At 74.0% G+C, this 18,305-nt stretch carries 19 protein-coding genes; 8 read left to right on the forward strand and 11 right to left on the reverse strand.

The genetic code is table 11. The annotated features are described in order from the left end of the window. Nucleotides 1-3 precede the first annotated feature (3 nt). Nucleotides 4-525, forward strand: a complete 522-nt coding sequence (locus HDG69_RS13145) for a hypothetical protein (RefSeq protein WP_171784272.1) — start codon at nt 4-6, stop codon at nt 523-525. Then, nucleotides 522-1,298, forward strand: coding sequence for an alpha/beta fold hydrolase (locus HDG69_RS13150; protein WP_171784273.1), 777 nt, complete (start codon nt 522-524; stop codon nt 1,296-1,298). The genes HDG69_RS13145 and HDG69_RS13150 overlap by 4 nt, the downstream gene beginning before the upstream one ends. 4 nt (nt 1,299-1,302) lie before the next feature. Here the strand turns inward: HDG69_RS13150 and HDG69_RS13155 are convergent, their stop codons facing one another. The 3 genes from HDG69_RS13155 to HDG69_RS13165 all read right to left on the reverse strand — a co-directional run bounded on the left by HDG69_RS13155 (nt 1,303) and on the right by HDG69_RS13165 (nt 4,145). Next, nucleotides 1,303-1,812 (reverse strand): DUF3291 domain-containing protein, encoded by a 510-nt coding sequence (locus HDG69_RS13155; RefSeq protein WP_171784274.1) that lies wholly within the window; start codon nt 1,810-1,812, stop codon nt 1,303-1,305. Nucleotides 1,813-1,884: 72 nt separating this feature from the next. Next, complete coding sequence (locus HDG69_RS13160) at nt 1,885-3,327, reverse strand: PP2C family protein-serine/threonine phosphatase (protein WP_171784275.1); 1,443 nt, start codon at nt 3,325-3,327, stop codon at nt 1,885-1,887. Then, nucleotides 3,324-4,145, reverse strand: a complete 822-nt coding sequence (locus HDG69_RS13165; RefSeq protein WP_171784276.1) for an alpha/beta fold hydrolase — start codon at nt 4,143-4,145, stop codon at nt 3,324-3,326. The genes HDG69_RS13160 and HDG69_RS13165 overlap by 4 nt, the downstream gene beginning before the upstream one ends. Nucleotides 4,146-4,233: 88 nt before the next feature. On the opposite strand from HDG69_RS13165, the gene HDG69_RS13170 reads away from it, so the two are divergent. The 4 genes from HDG69_RS13170 to HDG69_RS13185 all read left to right on the forward strand — a co-directional run bounded on the left by HDG69_RS13170 (nt 4,234) and on the right by HDG69_RS13185 (nt 8,267). Continuing rightward, entirely contained in the window at nt 4,234-4,767 is a 534-nt protein-coding gene (locus tag HDG69_RS13170; RefSeq protein ID WP_343036438.1) for a GNAT family N-acetyltransferase, read from the forward strand. A 46-nt stretch (nt 4,768-4,813) separates the two neighbouring features. After that, on the forward strand, nt 4,814-6,268 hold the full coding sequence (locus tag HDG69_RS13175) for a tyrosine-type recombinase/integrase (protein ID WP_171784277.1): 1,455 nt from the start codon (nt 4,814-4,816) through the stop codon (nt 6,266-6,268). A 221-nt stretch (nt 6,269-6,489) separates the two neighbouring features. After that, entirely contained in the window at nt 6,490-7,416 is a 927-nt protein-coding gene (locus tag HDG69_RS13180) for a DNA-binding protein (RefSeq protein WP_171784278.1), read from the forward strand. After that, complete coding sequence (locus HDG69_RS13185) at nt 7,416-8,267, forward strand: alpha/beta fold hydrolase (RefSeq protein ID WP_171784279.1); 852 nt, start codon at nt 7,416-7,418, stop codon at nt 8,265-8,267. Before HDG69_RS13180 ends, HDG69_RS13185 begins: the two co-directional genes overlap by 1 nt. Nucleotides 8,268-8,282: 15 nt before the next feature. Here the strand turns inward: HDG69_RS13185 and HDG69_RS13190 are convergent, their stop codons facing one another. Beyond that, a complete protein-coding gene (locus HDG69_RS13190) occupies nt 8,283-8,774 on the reverse strand; it encodes an Lrp/AsnC family transcriptional regulator (RefSeq protein WP_343036439.1) in 492 nt (163 codons plus the stop codon). Between the two features lie 200 nt (nt 8,775-8,974). Between HDG69_RS13190 and ald the strand changes: the two genes are divergently transcribed. Next, nucleotides 8,975-10,087: an alanine dehydrogenase gene (gene ald, locus HDG69_RS13195; protein ID WP_171784281.1), complete on the forward strand. Its 1,113-nt coding sequence runs from the start codon at nt 8,975-8,977 to the stop codon at nt 10,085-10,087. Nucleotides 10,088-10,130: 43 nt separating this feature from the next. Here the strand turns inward: ald and HDG69_RS13200 are convergent, their stop codons facing one another. From HDG69_RS13200 to HDG69_RS13215, 4 genes are all read right to left on the reverse strand, one after another. Then, on the reverse strand, nt 10,131-10,427 hold the full coding sequence (locus tag HDG69_RS13200) for a hypothetical protein (protein ID WP_171784282.1): 297 nt from the start codon (nt 10,425-10,427) through the stop codon (nt 10,131-10,133). 49 nt (nt 10,428-10,476) lie between these two features. Continuing rightward, nucleotides 10,477-11,499, reverse strand: a complete 1,023-nt coding sequence (galE, locus tag HDG69_RS13205; protein ID WP_171784283.1) for a UDP-glucose 4-epimerase GalE — start codon at nt 11,497-11,499, stop codon at nt 10,477-10,479. 63 nt (nt 11,500-11,562) lie between these two features. Continuing rightward, the gene (locus tag HDG69_RS13210; protein ID WP_171784284.1) at nt 11,563-12,177 is read right to left on the reverse strand and encodes an FMN reductase; all 615 of its coding nucleotides are present in this window, start codon (nt 12,175-12,177) and stop codon (nt 11,563-11,565) included. After that, the gene (locus HDG69_RS13215; protein WP_171784285.1) at nt 12,174-13,334 is read right to left on the reverse strand and encodes a CE1758 family FMN-dependent luciferase-like monooxygenase; all 1,161 of its coding nucleotides are present in this window, start codon (nt 13,332-13,334) and stop codon (nt 12,174-12,176) included. The genes HDG69_RS13210 and HDG69_RS13215 overlap by 4 nt, the downstream gene beginning before the upstream one ends. A 310-nt stretch (nt 13,335-13,644) precedes the next feature. Between HDG69_RS13215 and HDG69_RS13220 the strand changes: the two genes are divergently transcribed. Beyond that, nucleotides 13,645-13,989 (forward strand): RNA polymerase-binding protein RbpA, encoded by a 345-nt coding sequence (locus tag HDG69_RS13220; RefSeq protein ID WP_106269305.1) that lies wholly within the window; start codon nt 13,645-13,647, stop codon nt 13,987-13,989. A gap of 102 nt (nt 13,990-14,091) precedes the next feature. Here HDG69_RS13220 and HDG69_RS13225 read toward each other — a convergent pair whose 3' ends face one another. The 3 genes from HDG69_RS13225 to HDG69_RS13235 are packed head-to-tail and all read right to left on the reverse strand — an operon-like array spanning nt 14,092 to nt 18,269. Then, nucleotides 14,092-14,847, reverse strand: coding sequence for a polyprenol monophosphomannose synthase (locus HDG69_RS13225; RefSeq protein ID WP_171784286.1), 756 nt, complete (start codon nt 14,845-14,847; stop codon nt 14,092-14,094). Continuing rightward, nucleotides 14,844-16,598: an apolipoprotein N-acyltransferase gene (gene lnt / locus HDG69_RS13230; protein WP_171784287.1), complete on the reverse strand. Its 1,755-nt coding sequence runs from the start codon at nt 16,596-16,598 to the stop codon at nt 14,844-14,846. The genes HDG69_RS13225 and lnt overlap by 4 nt, the downstream gene beginning before the upstream one ends. 3 nt (nt 16,599-16,601) lie before the next feature. Beyond that, entirely contained in the window at nt 16,602-18,269 is a 1,668-nt protein-coding gene (locus HDG69_RS13235; RefSeq protein ID WP_171784288.1) for an amidohydrolase family protein, read from the reverse strand. Nucleotides 18,270-18,305 lie beyond the last annotated feature (36 nt).

The raw sequence follows: 18,305 nt of genomic DNA on the forward strand, positions 1-18,305 counted from the left end.
CACGTGCCCAGGGACCCGGTGGTGACGACCAGCGTGCTCGCCGTCCCGCGAGCGGTGCTGTGGCGCCACGCGACGTCGTTCGCCGGGATCCGGGCCGAGCTGTGGCCGTGGGTCGCGATGACCACCCCGCCGGCGATGCGTGGACCGGCCGGCGGCGCGCCGATGACGACGGGCGGCCCGCTGGGACGCAGCGTGCTCCTGCTGGGAGGCTGGTTCCCGGTCGAGTACGACGACGTGGTGGTCGCCCAGGTGGAACCCGGCCGTCGGTTCGTCGAACGGTCGCAGACCCTGACCATGGCGCGCTGGGAGCACGAGCGGGCGCTGGAGGACGTCGAACCGGGCGCGTGCCGGGTGCGTGACGTCGTCTCCTTCGACCTGCGGGCGGTGCCCCGCAGCGTCCCGGGCGCCGCCCGCGCGGTCCGCGCGACGGTGTCGGCCCTCTTCGCCCACCGGCACCGACGACTGCGCGCACGCTTCGGGGTCCCGGGGGCCGGAGCGCAGACTGCTCGAGGTGCGGGCCCATGATCCTCGCCCACGACGACGCCGGTGCCGGCACGCCCGTCCTGCTCGTGCACGCCGGCGTCGCCGACCGCCGCATGTGGGAACCCCTCGTCCCCGCGTTGAGCCACGCCTTCCGCGTGGTCCGCCCCGACCTGCGCGGGTTCGGTGACACACCGTTGCCGGGCGGCGAGTACGCCGACGCCGACGACCTCGCCACGCTCCTGGACCACCTGGACGTGGCCGACGCCGTCGTCGTCGGCTCCTCGTTCGGCGGGCGCGTCGCGCTCGAGCTGGCCGCCACCCATCCCGGTCGGGTGCGCGAGCTCGTCCTGCTCAACCCGGACCTGGACGGCGTCGCACCGACCGAGACCGCCGAGGCCTTCGACGCCGCGGAGGACCGGCTGCTGGAAGCCGACGACCTCGAGGGCGCCGTGCGCCTCAACGTCGCCACCTGGCTCGGCCCCGACGCAGACCTGTCGGTGCGCGAGGCGCTCGCGGCCATGCAGCGCCGAGCGTTCGACATCCAGCTCGCCGCCGACGCCAGCGACGACCCTCCCGAGCCGCGCCGGGCGGCGGTGGACCTGGAGGCCGTCGTCGTGCCCACGGTGGTGGTCACCGGCGCGCACGACATGGACCACTTCCGCCACCTCGCGGCGTACGCCGCCGAGCACATCGGCGGCGCGGAGCTCGTCGAGCTGGACTGGGCCGGTCACCTGCCGGCGCTCGAACGCCCCGACGCGGTGCGGGCGCTGCTGCTCGACGTGCTGCGCGACGACCCGACCGTGCACGCCCCCTGAGACCTCAGGCCGGGCAGCCTTCCCGGGCACGTGGGGTGGCCGACGTCGGCTCCCCGGACGGGTCGAAGGATCGCTGCAGCGTGAAGGCCCACGCCGTCGGGCCGTGGGCACGCAGGTGCAGCACGCGCTCCTCGGCCTCGGCGACGGTGGGGCGATGGCCTGCGGTCACCCACCAGCACGCGGTGTAGGCCTCGGTCATCCGCGAGAACCACTCGCGCCGGCGCTGCAGCACGGCACGGTGCAGGCCGCCGTAGACGAACGTCGACAACGCGGCGAGGTCCTGCCACACCGACATGTTGACGATCACGCCCGGCGAGTCGTCGACGTCGAACCGGAAACCCTCGATGTCCGTCGCGTCGCCCCCTTCGCTCTGCAGGCGCCACACGTAGCCCGGTGAGCTCTCGGCGAGGTGGTTCACCGGTGCCAGCAGGTCGACGAAGCCGGCGAGCGCCTCGCTGTCCAGCGGGGCCAGCAGGCGGGCGACGTTGACCTGGGCGAGCTCGAACGACGACATGGGCGCGATCCTGGCACAGCGGCGCCGCTGGCACCACGCCCGGTGTCCGGTACGGCGCTCGCGCCCGGCCGTTCAGGACCGGTCGCGGTCCTGGGCGGCGAACCACGTCACGGCGAGCACGCAGGCGTCGTCACGGCGCGTCGACCCGGTGGCGGTGACCTGTGCCCGCAGGGCCTCACCGGCCGGAGGCCGGCGCACGGTGCGCGCCAGGTGCGCCAGCCCGTCGGGCAACGCCTGGTCGCGCCGCTCGACCACCCCGTCGGTGTACAGCAGGACCGCGTCGCCCGGTGCGAGCCGTACCTGGCCCTGCCCGCGGGGTGGACCGACCTGCCCCGGGTGCGCCCCGAGCGGGGTCGATCGACCGTCCCACAGGTACTCGACGGCGTCGCGACCGACCCGCAGCGGCGGCAGGTGGCCGGCACAGGCGTAGGAGAGCACACCGCTGCCGGTGTCGAGCTCGGCGTAGACGAGGGTCGAGCCGAAACCCACCTGCCGGTCCACGACGAACCGGTCGACCAGGTCGAGCACCTGAGCCGGACCGAGGTCGGGGCCTGCCAGCGCCCGGGTCGCCGTGCGCAGCTGGCCCATCGTGGTCGCGGCCGCCAGACCGCTGCCGACCACGTCGCCCACGACGACGGCCAGGGTGGTCGGGTCGACCCAGAACGCGTCGTACCAGTCGCCGCCGACCTCCATGCCGCTGTCGGCGGGGACGTACTGCGCCGAGACGACGACGTCGTGACGGCGCGGGAGGTCGACCGTGAGCATGGCGTGCTGCAGCTCGTGGGCCACCGACATGCTCCGCTCGTGCAGCAGCGCACGGTCCAGCGCCACCCCGCCCTGCTGAGCGATCGTGGCCAGGGCGTCGATGTCCAGCGGCGGGTCGGCGGGACGGCCCCGCACGCCCACGACCAGGTCACCGTGCGAGCCGGCGGCACCGACGACCGCGACCGTCAGGTCCCCTTGCGGCCCGCGGCGCACCCCACCGGCGGCGGCCACCGGCCGTTCGAGGGCCACGTCGGCCACCCCCGGGTGCGAACCGACGGCCGCCAGCAGCGCGGCACGGACCTGGTCACCCCCGGCGGCGTGCGACAGCGCGGCCGTGGCCTGCTGCACCCAGCGCAGACGCTCGGCCGACCGCTCGGCCGTCTCCCGGGCGCGCACCAGCTGCTGCTCGAACTCCGCCCGACGACGCACCGCCAGCACCGCGACGTCGATCCCGCTCGGCGTGACCGCCGCCGTGAGCAGTGCCGGCAGGGGTCCGTCGGGGGTGCGCACCTCGATGCGCACGGCCTCGACGCGACCGGTCAGCGTCAGGGTGGGCGTCACGTGCGTGTCCCAGTAGATGCGTCCGCCCACGGTGAGCAGGTCGCCGATCCTGCGTCCGGTCACCTCGTGGGCAGCGCCGTCCGGCCCCGCTGCCCAGGCGACGAACGTGTCGTTCGCCCGCAGCACGTGGCCGTCCGTGTCCAGGTGCAGCAGGCCCAGCGGCGCCGTCGACCAGGCGTCGGTGCTCATCTTGGCGGGTGCGGGCCGGGCGGGCCGCCCAGGTAGTCCAGCACGGCCGCCGTGAGCACCTCGGGCGCGCTGAGCTGTGGGCAGTGACCCACGGCGTCGATCAGGACGAACTGCGAGCCGGCCAGGTGCTCGTGGACGTAGCGGCCCACCTCCACCGGCGCGATGACGTCCTCGCGGCACTGCACGACCAGGCTCGGGACGTGCACCCGTGCCAGGTCGGCCCGGTTGTCCGACAGGAACGTCGCGCGAGCGAACGCGCGGGCCACCTGCGGGTCGGTACGGCGGAAGGAGTCGGTCAGCTCGGCGCCCAGTTCGGGGCGGTCCGGGTTGCCGACGATCACCGGGGCCATCGCGTCCGACCAGGCCAGGTAGTTCGACTCGAGGGTCTCGAGCAGCTCGTCGATCTCCGCGGCGCTGAACCCCCCGCGGTAGCCGTCGTCGTCCAGGTAGCGAGGGCTGGGCCCCACGAGCACCAGCCGCTCCACCAGGTCCGGGCGCCGGTCGGCCACCAGCAGCACGACCGTGGCGCTGACGGAGTGCCCGACCAGCACCGCAGGGCCGAGCCGGAGGTCCTCGAGCAGGGCAACCATGTCGTCGGCGTACCCCTCCAGGGAGGCGTGCCGGTCAGGGTCGAAGGTGCTCGGGTGGGCACCGCCCGCCCCGGCGTGGTCGAACAGCACGACCCGGTGGTCCACGGCGAACGCGTCGACCACGCGGTGCCACATCGTCTGGTCACAGCCCAGGCCGTGTGCGAGCACCAGGGGGGTGCCGTCGGGCGGGCCGACGACATGCACGTTGTGGAGTGCGCCAGGACTCACGCGCACACCCTAGTGGCCGCCCGGCGCCCCGCGCACGGGGGCGGGGTGGCCGCTGCACCAGCACGGTGCCGTCGGGCAGGATGGCGCGGTGCACATCACCCAGGAGTCACCCGCCGCCCCGGACGTCCGCGCCCTGCTCGACGAGCACCTGTCCGACATGTTCGCCACCTCTCCCCCGGAGTCGGTGCACGCCCTGGACCTGACCGCCCTGACCGCCGCCCACGTCACGTTCCTGACCGCCCGCGCCCACGACGGGCAGCTGCTCGGCTGCGGTGCGCTCAGCGAGCTGACGGCCACGGCCCCGGGTGCACCGGGGCACGGGGAGCTGAAGTCCATGCGCACCGCGCACGCGGCCCGCGGACGCGGGGTCGCCACGGCGGTGCTCGAGCGGCTGCTCGGCCTGGCCGCCGAGCGCCGGTATGCCCGGGTCAGCCTGGAGACCGGGACCGAGGAGTACTTCGCCCCGGCGCGGCGGCTCTACGCCCGCCACGGGTTCGTCGAGTGCGGCCCGTTCGCCGACTACGTCACCGACCCGCACAGCGTGTTCATGACGCTGTGCCCGGTCGCCCCCGCCGCGGGTGCCGCCCCGGGGCACGGCCGGGCGCGGACGGCCGAACGCTGAACGACCTTGCAGGTCAGCGGCTTGCTCCGAGCGCTAGGGTCGGCCCATGGCCTACACCGAGAAGCGCGGCACGCGGGGCGGGACGACCTCCTACGTCGGGCGCTTCCGCGTGGACGGCCGGCTGCGCAGCACCCGCGCCTTCCGGTCCCGGCGCGACGCACTGGCCGAGGCACGTCGCGCCGAGGAGGCGGGAAAGCTCGGCACCTGGGTGGACCCGCGCGGGTCGGCGATCGCCCTGACCGCTTGGTTCGATCAGTGGCAGAAGGGCCGGGCCGATCGTGCGCCGCGCACCCTGGAGTCGGAGCGTGAGCGGTTCCGCTCCCTGGTGGCACCCACGTTCGGTGACTCGGCGCTGCGACGCATCACGCACGAGGACGTCACGCGCTGGGCCGCCGGGATGCGGGCACCCCGCACCGGCGAGGTGGCCTCCCCGGCCCGGCGACGCGACGCCGTCCGGCTGCTCGTGGCCCTGCTCGACGCCGCCGTCGACGCGCGCCGACTCACCGCGAACCCTGCCCGCACGCCCTCGGGCCGGGTCCCCGGGCTCCCCCGGGCGCCGAGGACCAAGGCGCACCGCTACCTCAGCCACGAGCAGCTGCGCCGGGTCGCCGACGCCGCGCGGAGCCACCAGGGACGCACCCTGATCCTCCTGGCCGGGCTGACCGGGCTGCGCTGGGGCGAGCTGTCCGCGCTGCGCACCGGCGACGTCGACCTGCTGCGCCGGCGCATCACGGTCGAACGGGCCTACACCCGGCTCGACGACGGCACGCTGCTGCTCGGGGACACCAAGACGCACGCCCGCCGGGAGGTGCCGGTGCCCGGGGCGCTCGCCGCCGACCTGTCCGTGCTGCTGGCTGCCCGAGGTGCCGGCCTGCTGTTCGTGGGGCGGGACGGCGGACCGCTGCGCCGCGAGAGCTTCGACCGCAGCGCCTTCCGTCCCGCGGTGCGAGCCGCGGGCGGTGCGGTCACGACGTTGCAGGAGCTGCTCGGGGTTCGCCTGACGCGGGTCGTGGACGCGGCGACCCTGGACGCGGTGCGTCGTGTCCAGGGTCAGGCCGGGCTGGCGGACACCGGCGTGGTCGATCCCGGCACCTGGGAGGTGCTGGCCGTCGAGGACCGGCGACGTCGCGACGCCCTGACCCGCGCTGCGAAGATCGCCCGGACACACCGGCTGGACGTCGCGTCCCGGCTCACCCTGGGCGCCGGGGCGGAGGACTTCGAGCCGCTGACCCTGCACGACCTGCGTCACACGGCTGCCTCGCTGGCCATCGCCGGCGGCGCGAGCGTCAAGGCCGTCCAGCGCATGCTCGGCCACGAGTCGCCGGTGCTGACGCTGCGCACCTACGCCGGCCTCTTCGAGGACGATCTCGACCGGTTGGGCGAGGCGATGTCCGCGCAGTTCACGGCGCAGGACTTTGCAGCCGATGCTCACCAGACGCTCACCCCGAGCCAGGTACCGACGCCTGGCGTGATCGATCTTCCGCGCATCGTAGCGCGCTGACCTGCGCACACAGCATCCACCGACCCTTCAGTGGTTTCTTGACGCACCCGCTTTGGAAAAGCGGGTGACGGTAGAACAACCAGGAGAGTAGGAGTAGTTTGTGCAGACTTCTCCTCTTCCTCCTAGCGGCGGGCGTGACAGTGACCGAGACGATCGAGACGACCGGGGCCACAGAACCGGCAGAGCCAGCAGCTGGTCCCCCAGAGCCCGAGACGCAGCAGGTGCCGGTCACCGCGCGTGACCGGGTGTACGCCGCCGCCGAAGCCCTCGTGGCGGAGGACGCCGCGGTCACCGTCACGACCGTGCGCGAGCGCGCCGGCTGCTCCAACGCCGTCGCGACCACCTACCTGCGCCGCTGGCGCGAGGACCGGGCCGCTGCCGAGGCGGAGGCGTCGCGGCTGCCTGCGCTCCCCCGCGGCGTCGGGCTGCTCGTCGAGCGAGGGGTCACGGCACTCTGGGCCGAGGCGGTCCGGTCGGCCCGCACCGAGCACACCGCCGAGCTGGCCACCGCTCGCGAGCAGCTGGCCACCGCTCGCGACGACGCCGGCCGCCTCGCCGCTCTGCTGGACGGCGCAGAGGCCGAGCAGGCGACGGTCCGCACCGACCTGGCGGCCACCCGCGCCGACGCCGAGAACCTCGCTGCGCGGCTGGAGGCGGCGAGCACCGCGCGCGACGAGGCCCGGGCCGAGGCCGCCCAGGCCGTCGGGCGGGCCGCGGCGTCGGACGCGCAGCATGACCAGGCCCGCACGGAGATCGCCGACCTGCGCGCCCGCCTCACCGAGGCGGAGCGGGACCGCGCCGCACAGGCCGAGGCCCGCGCCCAGGCACAGGGTGCGGCCGAGGGCACCCGCGAGGCGCTGGTCGAGGCGCGGGCCACGCTGGAGCATGCCCGCGCCGCCAGCCTGCGTGCTCAGGAGGACCGGGCTCAGGCCGACGCCGAGCGCGCCGCGGCGCTGGCAGCCGTCGCGCGGCTGGAGGGCGAGACCGCCGCGCTGCGGGGTGAGCTGCAGGCCGCGCGGGAGCAGGCCGCGCGGGCGGAGCGTGAGCGCGCCACCGAGGCGGCAGCCCGCGCCCAGGCCGAGGGCGAGGCGGCGGGGCTGCGCCAGGTGCTCGAGTCCCGGCCCGCCGACGCCCCGGGCCGGGACTGATGGCCGCCGCGCAGGCCGGCGGCCCGCAGCTCGACCGGCGGTTCATCTGGCGAGGGCGGGAGATCGCCTGGACGGCGTTCGGTTCCGGTCCGCCCCTGGTGTTCTGCCACGGGACACCGTGGTCGTCGTGGCTGTGGGCGCCCTACGCCCGTGCCCTGTCCACCGAGTTCACCGTCCACCTGTGGGACATGCCGGGGTACGGCGCCTCGTCCAAGGCGCCCGAGCACGACGTCGACCTCGGCACCCAGGGACTGGCGTTCGCCGCACTCCTCGACCACTGGGCCCTCGACTCGCCCCACGTCGTCGCCCATGACTACGGCGGCGCGGTGTCCCTGCGCGCCCACCTCCTGCACGGACGGCCGTACGCGTCGCTGTGCCTGGTCGACGTGGTCGCCCTGCGCCCGTGGGGCTCGCCGTACTTCTCCCTCGTGGCCGAGCACGCCGACACCTTCGGCCGGCTGCCGGCGCCCGTGCACCTCGGCGCGCTCGAGGCGTACGTCGCCGGCGCCAGCCACCGCGGGCTGCGTCCCGAGGAGACCGCGGCGCTCGTCGACCCGTGGCGCGACACCGCCGGGCAGGCCGCGTTCTACCGGCAGATCGCCCAGGCAGACGAGCGCTTCACCGCCGAGCTCGAACCGCTCCTCGGTGAGATCACCGTGCCCACGCACGTCGTCTGGGGCGAGGAGGACACCTGGATCCCCGCGGACCGGGCCGATCGGCTGGCCGCCGCGCTCGGCGGCACCAGTGTCACGCTCGTGCCCGACGCCGGTCACCTGATCCAGCTCGACGCGCCCGTCGCGCTGGCCACCGAGCTGCACCGGTGGCTGACGCGCGTCGAGGCCGCGCGCTGACCTGCCGCTGACGGCTCAGTACCAGCTCGCCCGCACGTGCTCGAAGATCAGGTTCGTCTCGGTCAGGGCGACCCCCGGGTTCGCCGACAGGTTCTCGATGACGAAGTCGTTCAGCCCGTCCGAGTCCGGAGCCGCGACATGGACGAAGAAGTCGTGCGCGCCGCCGAGCAGGTAGACGTTCATCACGCCCGGCAGCTCGGCGAGCTCGCGCAGGAACGCCTTGAGCCGGGAGCGGGCGGCGCCGTGCATCCGCACCGCGACGATCGCCTGCAGGGGTCGGCCCGCCAGCGCGGGGTCGACGTCCGCGTGGAAGCCTCGCAGGACGCCCTCGTCACGCAGGCGCCGCACCCGGGCCAGGCAGGTCGACGGCGCGATCCCGACCTTCTGGGCCAGGGCGTTGTTCGCCAGTCGGGCGTCCTCGGCCAGCGCCGCGAGCAGTCGGTGGTCGACGTCGTCGAGCCGCACGTGCACCAACGGTCGGCGTTCCAGGCCCGACTGGCCGCCCACGCGAGTCCGAAGATCGTTCGAGCGCGGCGCCTTCTCCACGCCTCGTCCTGAAGAAGCAGGCAACATAGCGCCAATCTACCGAATAATCATCGGAGTGCGTGCACGGCGCCGAACGGAAGCATCACACTGGTGGTGAGCGCCGTCACACCCTGACGCGCCCACGGCAGCTCGTACCCGAGCCCGAGCAAAGGCGGCACACCATGGACATCGCGGTCCCCAGGGAAGTCAAGAACCACGAGTACCGGGTGGCGATCACCCCGGCCGGGGTGCACGAGCTCACGGCGCACCGCCATCGCGTGCACGTGCAGTCGGGCGCGGGGCTCGGCGCCGGTGTGACCGACGAGGAGTACGAGGCCGCGGGCGCAGTGATCACCGCCGACGCCGACGCCACCTGGGCCGCCGGGGAGATGGTGCTCAAGGTCAAGGAGCCCGTGGCCGAGGAGTACCACCGTCTGCGGTCCGACCAGGTGCTGTTCACCTACCTGCACCTGGCGGCGGACAAGGCGCTCACCGACGAGCTCCTGGCCCGCCGCGTCACGGCGATCGCGTACGAGACGGTCCAGACGACCTCCGGTGCCCTGCCCCTGCTCGCCCCGATGTCCGAGGTGGCCGGCCGGTTGGCCACCCAGGTCGGCGCCGCCACGTTGCTCAAGGCGGCCGGGGGCAGCGGGGTGCTGCTCGGCGGGGTCCCCGGGGTTGCTTCCGGGCACGTCGTCGTCATCGGTGCCGGCGTGGCCGGGATGAACGCCGCCCGCATCGCCGTCGGGATGGGGGCGAGGGTCACCGTGCTGGACACCGACGCCGACGTCCTGCGTGCCGCGGACCGCGAGCTCGGCGGTCGGGTGCAGACGCTCGCCTCGAACCGCCTCACGCTCGCCCACGCCGTGCTGGAGGCCGACCTCGTCGTCGGAGCCGTCCTGGTCGCGGGCGCCAAGGCGCCCGTCCTCGTGCCCGACGACCTGGTGTCCCGCATGCGTCCCGGCTCCGTGCTCGTCGACATCGCCATCGACCAGGGCGGCTGCTTCGAGGGCTCACGTCCCACCACGCACGAGCAGCCCACCTATCCCGTGCACGACTGCATCTTCTACTGCGTCGCCAACATGCCCGGCGCCGTCCCCCGGACCTCGACCTACGCCCTGACCAACGTCACCCTCCCCTACGTGGGCGCGCTGGCCGACCACGGCTGGCGTGGCGCGTTGCGGGCCGACGCGACGCTCACCCACGGCCTCAACACCCACGACGGGGCCGTCACCCAGGCCGGCGTCGCCGAGGCGCACGGCCTCGAGCAGGTTCCCGTCGACGAGGTCCTGTGACGCCCCCACCGGTGGGGGCGTCGCCCGGGAGACGGTCGCGACGTCAGGACGCCAGGGCGTGCCCGACGGCGCGCACCAGGCCGCTGGTGCTCACGGCACCACGGCGGTAGCGCTCGGCCGCCACGGTGAGGGCCTCGGCGACGTGCGGGCGCACGCCGGCCGTCTCGGGGCGCCACACGTCACGGTCGAAGACGGCTGTCCGACGGGCAGGACCGCGACGCAGTCGCCCGGCCAGAGGTTCGACGGCCGCGGCCACCTGCCGGCGGGCCACCATCGGACCTCGATACCTGGCGCCCGGGTTCCATCGCTGGTCAGGTCGGGTGCCGCCGTCGTCGGTCATGTCCCCATCCTTGCGCCCGGGGTCGACGGCGCGCAAGCGGTCGACGCCCTCAGGAGTCGGGGAAGCCCTGCGGGTTGGCGGACTGCCAGCGCCAGGTGTCGGCGCACATGTCGTCGATGGTCTTGCGTGCGTGCCAGCCGAGCTCGGTGTTCGCCCGGGTCGGGTCGGCCCAGAAGGCCGGGAGGTCTCCGGCTCGACGAGGTCCGACCTCGTAGGGCAGCTCGCGTCCCACCGCCCGCTCGAAGGCCTTGAGCATCGCCAGCACCGAGGTGCCGGTCCCCGTGCCGAGGTTGAAGGCCCGCACCGGGGTGGCCATCGAGTCCAGGTGCTCCAGGGCGGCGACGTGCCCGGCGGCGAGGTCCTCGACGTGCAGGTAGTCGCGCTCGCAGGTGCCGTCGGCGGTCGGGTAGTCGTCGCCGAACACCGTGAGCTTCTCGCGGCGCCCGACGGCGACCTGCGCGATGAACGGCATGAGGTTGTTCGGGATGCCCTGGGGGTCCTCGCCGATCTCGCCGGACGGATGGGCACCCACCGGGTTGAAGTACCGCAGCAGCGCCACACGCAGCCCGTCGGTGGCGGCCGCGACGTCGGACATGATGCGCTCGATCATGACCTTCGTCTGCCCGTACGGCGAGGACGAGGACAGGTGCTCGTAGTCCTCCTGGTAGGGCACCGGGGCGTGCTCTCCGTAGACGGTGGCCGAGGAGGAGAAGACGAGGCGTGGCACGTCGTGGCGGCGCATCGCCTCGAGCAGCGACAGGGTGGAGTCGAGGTTGTTGCGGTAGTACTCCAGCGGCTTGGCCACCGACTCCCCCACCGCCTTGAGGCCGGCGAAGTGGATGACCGCGTCGAAGGACTCGTGGGCGAACAGCAGCTCGGTCTTCTCGGCGTCCGTCAGGTCGATCGCGTGGACCGGCACGTGGGTCCCGGAGAGGGACTCCAGGCGCCCGATCACGGTCGGCTTGGCGTTGGAGAAGTCGTCGACGACGACCACGTCGTGCCCGGAGGCGATCAGGGAGAGGACCGTGTGAGAACCGATGTAGCCGGCACCGCCGGAGACGAGGACGCGCATGCCGCCGAGCCTACCCGGGTGACGGTGTCTGCCCGGGAGGTGCCCATGGACGCCGCAGGTCCGTCAACGGCCGAGCAGGTCGGCGAAGTCGGGCGTGTCGCCGAAGGGGTCGTCGACGCCGCCCCCGGCAGGCCGGGCGGCGACCGCGTCGGCGAGCTCACGCCCGGCCCGGGCGATGCGCCGCGGCAGGGCGGACTCGTCCTGACCCGCCCAGTCGTCCGTCGCGGCGAACACGACGGTGGGCATCACCTGGGTGCGCAGGTAGGTCAGCAGCGGCCGCATCGAGTAGTCGAGCGCCAGGGAGTGCCGTGGCGTGCCGCCGGTGGCGCCGAGCAGCACGGGCTTCCCGGTCAGCGCGTCGGGGTCGATGATATCGACGAACGACTTGAACAGCCCCGAGTAGGTCGTGGTGAACAGCGGGCTGACCAGGATCAGTGCGTCCGCCTCGGCCACGGTCTGCAACGCCTCGGCGAGCCCGCCGGAGGGGAACCCGGTGAGCATGGCGTCCATGATCGCGTGGGCGTGCTCGCGCAGCTCGACGACCTCGACGTCGACCTCCAGCCCGGCGGCACGCAGCTCGTCGGCGGTGGCACCTGCGAGCCGGTCGGCCAGCAGGCGCGTCGAGGACGGCTGGGACAGTCCGGCGGAGACGACGGCGAGAGTGCGGTGGGTGCTCATCGGACGGACTCCTCGGCTCGGGCGCCCGTGACGGCGTCGACGCCGTCGCCCACGTGGGTCGCGGCGGTCCGGCCGGCGGCGCGTGCGGCGGCGACGCGCTCGGCGTGGGTGGGCGGGTTCAGCGGCACGTCGTCGGCGGGGCGCTTGGCCTCGACGATCTTGCGCAGCTCGGGCACCACCTCGCCGGCGAGCAGGTCGATCTGCTCCAGCACGGTCTTCAGCGGCAGCCCGGCGTGGTCGATGAGGAACATCTGGCGCTGGTAGTAGCCGACGTCGTCGACGAAGGACGCGTACCGGTCGATGACCTGCTGCGGGGAGCCGACGGTCAGCGGCGTCTGGGCGGAGAAGTCCTCCAGCGACGGTCCGTGGCCGTAGACCGGGGCGACGTCGAAGTAGGGGCGGAACTGCCGCACGGCCTCCTGGCTGTTGCGGTGCAGGAACACCTGGCCCCCCAGGCCGACGATCGCCTGGTCGGCACGTCCGTGGCCGTGGTGCTCGTAGCGCTGGCGGTAGAAGCGCACCATCTGGCGGGTGTGGTGCATGGGCCAGAAGATGTTGTTGTGCAGGAACCCGTCGCCGTAGTAGGCGGCCTGCTCGGCGATCTCCGGGGAGCGGATCGAGCCGTGCCACACGAAGGGCGGGACGCCGTCGAGCGGTCGCGGGGTGGCGGTGAAGCCCTGGAGCGGGGTCCGGAACTTCCCCTCCCAGTCGACGACGTCCTCGGTCCACAGCCGACGCAGCAGGGCGTAGTTCTCCACGGCCAGCGGGATGCCGTTGCGGATGTCCTGGCCGAACCACGGGTAGACGGGACCGGTGTTGCCGCGACCCATCATCAGGTCCATGCGGCCGTCGGAGATCACCTGGAGCATCGCGTACTCCTCGGCGAGCCGCACCGGGTCGTTGGTGGTGATCAGCGTGGTCGCCGTGGACAGCGTGATGTCTTTGGTCACGCCGGCGAGGTAGCCGAGCATCGTGGTGGGGCTGGAGGCGACGAACGGGGGGTTGTGGTGCTCGCCGGTGGCGAAGACGTCCAGGCCCGCGGCGTCGGCGTGCTGGGCGATGGTGAGCATGCTGCGCACACGCTCGCTGTCGTCCGGTGCCCGCCCTGTGGTCGGGTCGGGCGTGACGTCGGAGACGGAGAAGATGCCGAACTGCACGATGACTCCCAGGATCGCTCACGGATCCATGCGTTTGCATGTATCGACGGGCTCAACCCGCGCTTCCTCCCGATTGTTCCCGGTCGTCGGGCTCACACCAGTGCGCGACGGGGTGACGTCACCCACAACGGCGCCCTGCAGCGGTTCTCGACTTGCGTGGCGGGCTCGCGCTCGCCAGCCTTGACCTGCACCGGCCCCCACCCGGAAGAGCCGGTACGCTTCACCGGTTCTTCACGCCCGCGCGGAACAACCCCCGCCGGGCGCGCGTTGGAGAACAAGGCCCCTAACCCATCGACCTGTGGAGGACGACATGCCCGACCGCTCCCTGCGCGGCATGAGCATCGGCAGCAAGAGCATGGAGTCCGACGAGGGCGTGGACTTCGCCCCGCGGTTCCAGGCCCACTACGACTGCCCCAACGGCCACACCATCATCCTGCCGTTCTCCACCGAGGCCGAGGTCCCCCCGCTGTGGGAGTGCCAGTGTGGCGGTGAGGCGCTGCTGCGTGACGCAGAGCGCCCCGAGGCCAAGCCGACCAAGCCCCAGCGCACCCACTGGGACATGCTGCTCGAGCGCCGCTCGGTCTCCGAGCTCGAAGAGCTGCTCGACGAGCGTCTCGAGCTGCTGCGCGCCGGCAAGCTGCGCCGCTCCGCCTGACACACCGCCCACCTCGGGGTCGGCACCCGGTACAGAGATGAAGAATGCGGTCCTCCCTCGACGGAGGACCGCATCTTTCGTTCCCGCGACGCTCGGCGAGCGTCAGGGGCGCCTCCCGCGCCCGGCCGACGCCGCACGCAGCTGTGCCCACCGGTGCCGCACACCCCACAGCGTGACCTTCGTCAGCGCCTCGACGACGATCGAGCGCGACATCTTCGAGCTCCCGGCCGCACGCTCGACGAAGGTGATCGGCACCTCGGCGACCGCTCCCCCGCCCTGCAGCACCCGCCACGTCATGTCGACCTGGAAGCAGTACCCGTGCGACTCCACCGACCGCAGGTCCACCGCGCGGAGCGCAGCGGCCCGGAACGCCCGGAAGCCGCCCGTCGCGTCGCGCACCCCGATACCGAGGGCCCCACGCACGTAGGTGTTCCCCCCGCGCGAGAGCACCGACCGGTACCACGGCCAGTTCACCACCCGCCCTCCCGGTACCCAGCGTGAGCCGATGACCAGGTCGGGAGCGTCGTCGGCCACCAGCCGCCCGAGCAGCCGGTCCAGCTCCTCCGGGCGGTGCGAGCCGTCGGCATCCATCTCGCACAGCACGTCGTACCCCCGCTCCAGCCCCCAGCCGAAGCCGGCCACGTAGGCCGCGCCGAGGCCGCCCTTGCCCGCCCGGTGCAGCACGTGCAGCCGTTCGTCGTCGGCCGCTCTCGCCGCGGCCAGGTCCCCGGTCCCGTCCGGCGAGGCGTCGTCGACCACGAGCACGTCGACCTGCGGCGCCTCGGCGCGCAAGCGGTCGAGCAGCCCGGGCAACGACTCGCGCTCGTCGTAGGTGGGCACGATCACCAGCGTCCTCATCGCTCACCCCGGCGCGTGCGGCGCTCGCGGACGGCGGTCACCAGCCCGGCCAGGGTCAGGCCCGCCCCCAGAGTGCTGATGATCCAGCCGGGCCAGTAGCCCGCCTGCACCGCCGGGGTGAGCGTGGTGCGCAGCGGCAGCGCGGCGACCATCTGGTCGGCGGTGAACAGCCCGGTGCCGGCCAGCAGGGTGCCGTCCGGCGCGACGATCCCCGAGACTCCGACCGTGGAGATCTGTACCGCGGCACGTCCCGTCGCGATGGCCTGCATGCGGGTCATCGCGAGCTGCTGGGTGGACTCGGCCGTGTACCCGAACGACGCGTTGTTGGTGGGCACCACCAGGACCTGGGCACCGCGGGCGACGGCGTCGCGGACGATCTCGTCGTAGGCGACCTCGAAGCAGATCACCGTGGCGAGCGGGACCACCGACCCGTCGTCGCGAGGCAGGTCCACCACCGCGGGCTCGACGCCGGGCAGCATGTCGGTGGACACCCGGTCGACCTGGTCGGAGAAGATCCGCACGAAGCCGCGCAGCGGGATGTACTCGCCGAACGGTGCCGGGTGCTGCTTGGCGTACCGGTCGGTGACGCCCTGACCCGCCCGCCACAGCAATGAGACGTTGTAGCGCCCGCCGGTCTCAGGGAACTCCTGGGCCCCGACGAGGATCGGCGCGCCGACCGCCTCGGCCGCGTCGTCGAGCGCGGCAGCCACCTCCGGCGCCTCCTGCGGGTCGAGGTCGGAGCCGTTCTCGGGCCACAGCACGACGTCGAGGTCCTCGGGGCGGGAGGCCAGCACCGCGGTGCCGTCCAGGTGGTTGTTCAGCACCTCGGCGCGGTTGGCGAAGGACCCCAGCCCGGGCTCGGTGACGTTGCCCTGGACGGCTCCGGCGACCAGGACGGGTCCGTCGGCCTCGTGGGTGGCGGTCCCGGCATCGACCACCGTGGAGTCCAGCTCGGCGGTGGCGACCGGGGTGGCCCGCGGGTCCGACGGCAGCGGGAGCAGCGCGGGCGCCACCACGACCGCCGCCGCCGCGACGACCAGGATCCCCGCCGACGTCGTCGCCCGGGCTGCCGCGCCCGGGATGCGGCGGGAGCGCCGGGCGAGGACGACCCGTCCGACGGCGAGGGCGCCCAGCGCACCGGCGAAAGCCACCAGCAGCGAGGCGAGCACCGATCCCCCGAGCCAGGCCGACCGGCCGGTCGGGGCGTCGACCACGGTCCAGGCCAGCCGACCCCAGGGGAACCCCCCGAAAGGGGCTTCCGAGCGCAGCTGTTCGACCGCGACGAGCACGAGGGCGAAGGCCCCGGCACGGGCGACGGCCCACCCGGTCCCGGACCCGGGCGTGCGGAGACCGGGAAGGCGGCGCGCAGCTGTCCAGGCCGCCCCCAGCAGTGCGCCGAAGGAGGCCTGCAGCCCGGCCAGGGCCAGCCACGGGACGGTGTCGGTGGCGAAGTTCGCCCACCAGATGTGCGGCAACCAGAAGGTCAGCATCGCGACGAACCCGACGAGCGCGTTCCAGCCGGCGGCGCGCCCGGTGTCACGGCGCAGCGCCGCGAGGAGCAGGGCGACGGAGACGAGGGCCAGCGGCCAGGCCCCGACGTCGGGGAAGGCCGCCCACAGGCAGACGCCCGAGGCGACGGCGAGCAGCAGCGTGACGGGGCGGGAGGTCCACAGGTCCGCGTGCGGGACGTCGCCGGGCACCGGCGGGTCGGCGGCTGGGCCCTCGGTGCGGGGAGGCACGGTAGCGGTCATCGGTCAGGCGTCGAGGGCGTCGTACAGCACGACGCCGTCGCGGACGGTACGCAGGCACTGCGGTGCGGGTGCGCCGGGTGACAGGTCGGGCAGCAGCGGCTGCCCCGAACGGGCCTCGGGGTTCCACTGGGACAGCCGCCCCGGGGCGGACTGGACGGCGAGCTGGTCCGCCCGCCAGACGGCCAGGTGAGCGGGGGCCCCGACCCGCAGCTCGCCCGCGCCGGTGTGGTCGAGGCCTGCCAGTCGCCACCCGCCGCGCGAGTGGGCGCGGAAGGCCGCCCGTGCGCTGATCCGCTGGGAGGAGTCGGCATGGCTGATGGCGCCGCGCACCGCCTGCCACGGGTCCGACGGGGTCACCGGGGAGTCCGACCCGAACGCCAGAGGGACCCCGGCACCGGCGAGGTCGGCGAAGGGCGACAGGCTCGAGGCACGGGGCCCTCCCAGTCGCGTGGCGTACATCCCGTGCGGGCCGCCCCAGGTGGCGTCGAAGGCGGGCTGGATCGACAGGGCGACGCCGTACAGCAGCAGCGCCGACAGGGCCGCGGCGTCGACCAGCATGGCGTGCTCCACGCGGTGGTGGCCGCTGCGCACCACGGAGGCGTCGGCCAGCCCGGCCGCGGTCTCGAGCCCGTGCATCAGCTCGTCCATCGCCCGGTCGCCGATGACGTGGAACCCTCCCTGCAGCCCGGCCTGCGAGCAGGCGACCAGATGGGCGGCGATCTGGTCGGCGGACAGGTGGAGGACTCCGTTGGGCGAGGTGCCGGGGGCGCTGGGGTAGGGCAGGTCGGCATACGGCGCCCGCATCGCGGCCGTGCGGGACCCGATCGTGCCGTCGACCGTCAGGTCGCCGCCGGCACCGGTCAGGAAGGGCAGCTCGGCGCGCAGCTGACGCGCGTCGTCGGCCGACGCACACAGCTCGCCGCGGTAGGCGACCACGTGCGGCAGCAGCTCGTCGGGGTCGGCGGCCAGGGCCATCAGCTCGGTCAGGCCGGCGCGGGTGTCGACGTGCGGGGCACTCATCTCGTGCACGCCCACCACGCCGCGCGACGCGGCCTGGCGCAGCGCCTGACGATAGGCGCGGGACCGGCGTGCCGGGTCGATGTCGCGGGCGGCCGTGCGGGCCTTGACGTACGCGGGGCCCCACACCAGCCCGCTGCCGTCCCAGGAGTGCTCGTGGTCGATGCCGGTGGATGCCGCGAAGGAGGACGACACCAGGGCGGCCTGCCCGTCGACCCGCACCGCCAGGGTGGGGCGTCCGCCGGTGGCGGCGTCCAGCTCTGCGAGGTGCGGGGCACGCTTCGCCGGCCAGGCGTGCTCGTCCCAGCCGTAGGCCAGGAGGACCTCACGGCCTCCCGGGTCGGAGGCGTCGAGCGCGCGGGCTCCGGCCGCCAGGGCGTCCAGCGCGGCCGCCAGGTCCGGCGTGGCGCGCGGCGTGAGGTCGACGGCCTCCAGCGCGAGGCCCGTGTCCAGCGTGCGCACGTGGGCGTCGACGAACCCGGGAGTCACCAGCGCCCCGTCGAGGTCGACCACCTCGTCGGCCCGTGCGGCCAGCCCGGCCGCGGTGTCCTCGGCACCCAGCCAGGCCACGACCCCGTCGTCGACGAGGATCGCCTCGGCGAACGGGTCCGCGGAGGAGTGGACGACACCGTTGCGGTACAGGGTGGAGGTCACGGCCGAAAGCCTAGAGCACCACGCGTCAGGGTCGCC

It is taken from the genome of Isoptericola halotolerans (genome assembly GCF_013149785.1).
GTDB classification, from domain to species: Bacteria; Actinomycetota; Actinomycetes; order Actinomycetales; family Cellulomonadaceae; genus Isoptericola; species Isoptericola halotolerans.